General features: G+C 28.8%; 7 protein-coding genes. 3 read left to right on the top strand and 4 right to left on the bottom strand.

Annotation, left to right across the window (positions count from 1 at the left end):
- Positions 1-50: 50 nt before the first annotated feature.
- The 4 genes from JJD95_RS11205 to JJD95_RS11190 form a co-directional block, all read right to left on the bottom strand.
- Entirely contained in the window at positions 51-1379 is a 1329-nt protein-coding gene (locus JJD95_RS11205) for an ATP-binding protein (protein WP_291643106.1), read from the bottom strand.
- Between the two features lie 145 nt (positions 1380-1524).
- Positions 1525-2208 carry a response regulator transcription factor gene (locus tag JJD95_RS11200; RefSeq protein ID WP_291643105.1) on the bottom strand — a complete coding sequence of 228 codons (684 nt, stop codon included), beginning with the start codon at positions 2206-2208 and terminating at the stop codon, positions 1525-1527.
- Positions 2209-2339: 131 nt separating this feature from the next.
- Entirely contained in the window at positions 2340-2801 is a 462-nt protein-coding gene (locus JJD95_RS11195; RefSeq protein ID WP_291643104.1) for a DUF4342 domain-containing protein, read from the bottom strand.
- Between the two features lie 85 nt (positions 2802-2886).
- Entirely contained in the window at positions 2887-3453 is a 567-nt protein-coding gene (locus JJD95_RS11190; RefSeq protein WP_291643103.1) for a DNA-3-methyladenine glycosylase I, read from the bottom strand.
- 321 nt (positions 3454-3774) lie between these two features.
- Here JJD95_RS11190 and JJD95_RS11185 point away from each other — a divergent pair, with 321 nt between their 5' ends.
- From JJD95_RS11185 to JJD95_RS11175, 3 genes are all read left to right on the top strand, one after another.
- A complete protein-coding gene (locus JJD95_RS11185; RefSeq protein WP_291643102.1) occupies positions 3775-4128 on the top strand; it encodes a hypothetical protein in 354 nt (117 codons plus the stop codon).
- A gap of 143 nt (positions 4129-4271) precedes the next feature.
- Positions 4272-5717 (top strand): DEAD/DEAH box helicase, encoded by a 1446-nt coding sequence (locus tag JJD95_RS11180; RefSeq protein ID WP_291643101.1) that lies wholly within the window; start codon positions 4272-4274, stop codon positions 5715-5717.
- 383 nt (positions 5718-6100) lie between these two features.
- Positions 6101-6427, top strand: coding sequence for a hypothetical protein (locus tag JJD95_RS11175; RefSeq protein WP_291643100.1), 327 nt, complete (start codon positions 6101-6103; stop codon positions 6425-6427).
- The last annotated feature ends 4 nt before the right edge of the window (positions 6428-6431 follow it).

Here is a 6431-nt window from a genome sequence, read left to right as displayed (position 1 = left end):
TAAAAAAGTAGCAGTGCATGTACATGCACTGCTACTTTTTTAATTATTCATCATAATTTACTTTTTATCGGGATCCCAATTCTTATGGTTGTTCCTATTTCGGGTCTGCTTTCTACTACAATGGAGCCATTGTGTTTACCAATAATCCATTTTGCAATTGATAATCCAAGTCCTGTGCCACCACTTTCTTTTGTTCTTGATTTATCACATCTATAAAATCTATTGAAGATGAAAGGAAGATCTTCTTTAGAAATGCCTATTCCGGTATCTATAATGTCAATAATTAAATTATTCCTTTTAATATAACAGTTTAACACTATCATTCCACCAATTTGAGTATACTTTATGCTATTATCAATGAAAACTCTTAATGCTTGTTTTAATAATTTTTTATCTGCATAAATAAGTGATTTTTTATTCATTTCAGTCCGAATTTCATGATTACTGTCAATTAATTTCGTTTCTTTTATAATTTCCTCTACCAATTCATTGATGTAAAACTCCTGCTTATTAATCTTTTGAGTATTCTTATCGCTTCTTGCAAGAAACAAAAGTTTTTCTACTAACTGTTGCATATCGTACGCTTCGTCTTTTATAGCGGTTATCGATTCATCTAATACATCCCGGTCATCTTTTCCCCAACGTGATAGCATATTTGCATAACCTTTTATAACGGCAATTGGAGTTCGAAGCTCATGGGAAGCATCAGATACGAATTGATTTTGTTGTTCATAGGAAGTTTGGATACCGTCCAGCATTTTATTAATAGTTTGAGATAAATCTTTTAGTTCATCGTGAGAATTACTAACATTAAGCCTAGTTCCTAGGGCATTAACAGAAATAGCTTTTGTAGTTTTTGTCATATCTCTTATTGGCAAAAGCATTTTTTTACTAGCTTTAGATCCAACACCTAACGTTACAATTAAAGAAAATACATTTATAGAAAAAATAATTAAGATGAAAATAACCCAATATTCATTTTGTTTATCAATGTTTTTATAAAATTGTAGGTAATGGATTTCATTATTTTGGTCTAATTTAGTTGTTACAAAAACAAATTGCTGATTTATTTCATCTATAATGGGGGAGGGTGAGGCCTTTTTATAAAAAGTTTGATTTTCTTTGTCTTCCACAGTAGAATAAACTAGATTTTCACTTTCATCAAAAACATTTAAGGTTACATATTCTAAATCAGAAAAAATATTTATATCAAAGCTTTCAAAATTATTGTCCAACTTAGCATAATTAAGAGCTACTGAACTAAACTTATTAAGTTCAATCTTTACCTCATTTAACAGAAACAGTCTAAATCCTATAATTAAAACAATGCTTAATATGAAGAGTATAATAGAAAAAATCAGAGTATATACTGCAGTCATTTTGAAACTAATTGAAAATCTTAGTCGCTTATTTATTTCGTATGTTAATTTCTGTAATAATTTCGGCGTAAAAATCAGGACTACTTTTGTTGATTTTAAGAGAAGTCCAAAATATTGCAATAGAAGCCTAAAGATAGATTTTACATTATTCATCTTTTAAAAGATATCCCACCCCTCGCATGGTATAAATAAATTTATTGTTAAACCTATCATCAATTTTACTTCTCAAATACCTAATGTACACATCTACTACGTTAGTATCGCCCATATATTCATATCCCCACACTATATCAATAATCTTATTTCTTGTAAGAACAATATTTTTGTTCTCTATTAAGTATTTAAGTAAATCAAATTCCGTCTTTGTTAGTTCTATAGATTCATTTTTGAATGTAACCGTATGTGCATCTAAGTCTATGAAAAGATCACCAGCAGATAATATATTAGAAACCTTTTTTAGTATAGGTGATTTTTTTAACGCTGTTCTTATTCTTGCAAGTAATTCTTCAATTGCAAAGGGCTTTGTCATATAGTCATCAGCACCTATATCAAGGCCCATAACTTTATCCATTATCTCATCTTTTGCTGTAAGCATTATAACAGGAACTGCGGATACTTGCCTTAACCTTCGTAATACCTCCAGGCCGTTTAAAGAAGGTAACATAACATCGAGAATTATAACATCGAAAATTTCATTAATTGCTTTATCTAAACCTCCCCGACCGTCATGACATTGACTAACAATATAACCCTCATATTCTAGTTCTAACTGTAGAAACCGCGCTATTTTTATTTCATCCTCTATTATTAAAATCTTTTGTCCGCTCATATATACATTAACCCCCAAATAATATCAATAGTTTTATTATATACATAATTGTAGACAATTGGATATATATTTTAGTGTTTTCTAAAAAAACAACCTACATTTACAAATGTAGGCAATAGATTATGTCAATACTATTCAGTTTTCATTTCCTCAGTAATTTTTGTAGTTACTTTATTAACAGCAACGGACATTTTATCGAAAATATTGTTTGCTTCAGAACACTCATTATCTTTCTTTTTGATTCTTATTTTGTGGTTAGTTGCAAGGGCCAATACTAATGCTATAATTGTTAATGGTGTAACCGCTATAGATATTATAATTGCTAATGTTACGCAAATATTTAGTACAACGGTATCATCTTTTTTAACTATAAGTTTTGTCTCGTTTCCTTTTTTAATAAGTTTCTTCACCTTTTTAAAAAATTGACCTCCAGAACTTGTGGTTTCCGGTTCCTTAATTTTATCTTGTTTTTCTAAATATACTAAAGCTTCGATAAGACTTCCGTTAGATATCTCTAGCGCATTTTTTGCATCCTCATAACTTACGTTAGCTCTTTTCCTTAATTCATCAATTTGTTCTAAATTTATTGACATTTAAATTCCTCCTCATATTTATTTTCTATATTGTTATTATAAGGTAGAAAAATTAAAAATTTATTAGCAAAAGATTAGAATTGCATTAGAAATTTCTTCTGCTGTTGTATCTAAAGCAACTTGAAATATGGTCATTTATTATACCAGTAGCTTGGAGGTGAGCATAAGTTATAGTTGATCCTAAAAATTTAAAACCACGTTTTTTTAAATCTTTACTAACTCTATCTGACAAATCAGAAGTTGCGGGTACGTTTGCAGTATTCTCCCAGTGGTTAGTTACTGGAATATGGTCCACGAAGGCCCATATGTAATTATCAAAGCTACCAAATTCCTCTTGAATTTTAAGAAACATTTTAGCATTATTTATAGAAGCAACTATTTTAAGCTTATTTCTAATAATACCAGCATTTTGAAGGAGTTCAACTATTTTTTCATCATCATATTGCGCAACTTTATTAAAATCAAAATCATCATAAGCTATTCTGTAATTCTCTCTTTTTCTAAGTACAGTAATCCAGCTTAAACCAGCTTGAGCAGATTCAAGAACAAGAAATTCAAAATGTTTTCTATCTACGTGGACTGGTACTCCCCATTCTTCATCGTGGTATTTCACATATAAGGGATCATCCCCACACCAACTGCATCTATTCATTTTGCTACACCTCTTTCAATAGTAATTAATTTAATTTTACCATATATAAAATATATTAAGTGTTTTTGTTCACATTTACTTACATGAAGGAATATATTATTATATAAAATACTTACTACCTATAGAGTAAAACTAATAAAAATTTATAACTAAAACTACTCAATATATTAATCTAGTTTGTAAATACATATATCAATTCATAATATTACCTTCGCAATATATTAAATATATTGTAGTGATATATGTACCCATAAAATCGTTACTAACTTATAAACTAGTGTTATTTCGTTATAAATTTATATAAAAAAGGAGTTTTGTTAAATGGGTAAAGATGAAAGACCAAATGATAACAATAAATGCAATCCAAGTGAATTATGTAATACTATTAATTCAGAACCTGTAAATATGGAGGAAAACGGTGCTAAATTATTGACTGTAAGAGTACAAGTCGATAATGTAGCCTTTGGTAAAAAAGTATGTGTTGCTTGTATTATATATGATAAATGTCACAGGATACTTGCTTTTAGAGGATTTTGTAAAATATTATCTAAAGAAAATGATTGCGGTCCATGTGGTACTATTAGAAAAAAATTAGTATTTGTACTTCCAGACGATATTGACATTGAAGATTTAGATGTTCGTGTTGCAGCAAATTATATATATCCTTGTGAATAAACTTAATAGATATCTAGAAAAAGAGATAATGATTATAATCATTATCTCTTTTCCGTTAATCATGGTATAATATATACTTATGGGCTAAAAATATATTTAAGTTATACTTAAAAATTATATATAAAACAAGAGAGGAAGTTAAAATGAGTAACATAAAATTTGATGAATTTAAAATTAGCGAAGAAATATTAAAAGCAATTAATAATTTAGGATATGAAAATCCTTCAGAGGTTCAAGCTTCAGTTATCCCTATAGCTCTTGAAGGCAAAGATATCATAGTAAGATCACAAACAGGCAGTGGAAAAACAGCAGCCTTCGCTATTCCACTTTGTGAGAGTATAGATATTGAGGAAACAGAGCCTCAAGTCTTAGTACTATCGCCTACTAGAGAACTAGCGCTTCAAGTAAGTCAGGATATAACGCAAATAGGTAGATATAAAAAAGTTAGAGCCATAGCTGTTTTTGGTAAACAACCTATAGAAATGCAAAAGAAACAGTTAAAGCAAAGAGTTCATGTAGTAGTTGGTACACCAGGAAGAACTTTAGATCATATTAAAAGAGGTTCAATTAATTTAGATAAGGTGAAATATTTAATATTAGACGAAGCAGATGAAATGCTTAGTATGGGTTTTATAGAACAAGTAGAAGATGTTATTAAGGCTGTTCCTAAAAACAGGGTTACAATGTTATTTTCAGCTACAATACCAGAATCTATTGAAGCAATTTGTATGAAATATATGGTTAACCCAGTGAAAATAGAAATGGATTCCGAAAAATTAACCGTTGAGAAAATAGATCAAGTATGCTATGAAGTAGAGGAAGATAAGAAACTTAGTTTGCTTAAGAGAACACTTTATATTGAAAATCCAGACTCTTGTATAGTTTTTTGTAAAACAAAAGAAAATGTTGATGTAATAACTGATCAAATGAAAAATCGACATTATTCCTGCGTTAAGATACATGGTGGTCTGCTTCAAAATGAAAGATTAGATGCTATGGAGAGATTTAAAAAAGGTGAATTTAGATTTTTAGTTGCTACTGATGTTGCAGCTAGAGGTATTGATGTAGAAGACATTACCCATATAATAAATTATGATTTACCACTTGAAAAAGAGAATTATGTTCATAGAATAGGAAGAACAGGACGTGCTGGAAAAAAAGGACGTGCTATAACATTTACAACTCATCACGAAAAAAGATTTTTACAAAACATAGAAAACTATATTGGTATGGAAATCCCTAAAAGGCCAATTCCATCAAAAGAAGAGTCCGAACCGTTCAGGGAAGCATTTTATGAAAAAAATGATGCTAAGCCTATTATTAAAAAGACTAAAGCCTCTAATTTCAGTTTGGATATAATGAAAATATATATCAGTGCAGGTAAAAAGAAAAAAATTAGAAATGTAGATATTGTAGGAACTATTTGCAATATTGAGGGTGTTAGTGTTGATGACATAGGTATTATAGATATTCAAGATAGTTTCTCTCATGTAGATATTATGGGAGGAAAAGGAAAGTTAGTATTAGAAGCTCTTAATAAATCAACAATAAAAGGTAAAACTATTAGAGCAGAAAAAGCAAATAAATAGTATGACAATACAAACCAAGTTGATTATACACAACACACAACTTGGTTTTATCTTTATTATTTAACAGTTAATATTCCTATTTGTATTACTAATGATATTATCAGTTTTAGCATATGTCACTATATTTTCTTTTGCATTTCATGCAGTGGCATATTACCATATGAAATCACTATGCACCATTAAGTTATGCACCAACTTGTATTTTTATTATAATCATGATGGTTGAAATATTATATTACAAAAAAAATTCAAATAATCTTAAATTTGTGTTAAAATATAAAAGGTATAACAAACATTTAGTTAAAGGCGACTTTATAAAAACAAAAATTTAAGTTATACTATGCATAACAATTATAATATTATCGGATAAAAGGAGTGCTATAATGAAAACATTTGATGAATTAGTTAATGAGACTTTAGAAGTTGAAGATTTAGAAGAATTAGAATCAGCGGCAGATTTATTTCAGTTTGGTATTGAAAAAGGATATTATAATAAACGCCAAGCAGATCAATTTAACATAACCTATTGGAAAATAAAAAATAAGTGCTTAGCATATGATGTTGCCAAAGACATAAAAGGTAACAAATTAGATATAATTACAATGGTTGCTAGTGCTCCAAATGAAATAAAAGAGAATAGAAAAGAACTTATTAATTATGTGAATGGGCGTTTTAAGGCATTAAAGGGTAGAATAGATGGAATTAGATAGTATT

The organism is Clostridium sp. (genome assembly GCF_016650035.1).
GTDB lineage: Bacteria > Bacillota > Clostridia > Clostridiales > Clostridiaceae > Clostridium_AD.
Note: the sequence above shows the minus strand (reverse complement) of the source record. Positions and strands in the feature narration are given on the sequence as shown.